The sequence below is a fragment of the Pseudomonas sp. 65/3-MNA-CIBAN-0223 genome (assembly GCF_040310425.1).
Lineage (GTDB): Bacteria > Pseudomonadota > Gammaproteobacteria > Pseudomonadales > Pseudomonadaceae > Aquipseudomonas > Aquipseudomonas gregormendelii.
In genome coordinates this window covers 1-277 of the sequence record NZ_JBEOPV010000116.1, presented here as the reverse complement: position 1 = coordinate 277, position 277 = coordinate 1, and the positions used below count along the sequence as shown (strand labels likewise).

The 277-nt window shown below is 63.5% G+C and carries 1 protein-coding gene; it reads right to left on the bottom strand.

Translation table 11 applies throughout. The annotated features are described in order from the left end of the window. Window positions 1–277, bottom strand: a 277-nt coding sequence (locus tag AAEZ09_RS28170; RefSeq protein WP_350601628.1) for a ribonuclease HII, incomplete at both ends; no start/stop codon positions are given.

The window sequence follows — 277 nt, the reverse complement described above, 5'->3', positions numbered from 1 at the left end:
GGGGCGAAGGAGCGGCGATGGATGGGCGTCGGCCCCAGCCGCCGAAGCGCTTCCAGATGACTTGGGGTCGGGTAGCCCTTGTGACCGGCAAGACCATAGCCTGGGTAACAGAGGTCCAGCGCCTGCATTTCACGGTCACGACTGACCTTGGCCAGAATGGACGCTGCGGCAATTGCCGGCACCTGACCATCGCCCTGAATCACCGGCGCGCTGGGTACGTTGAGCTGTGGGCAGCGATTACCATCGATCAACGCCAGCCTTGGGGTGACACTCAACC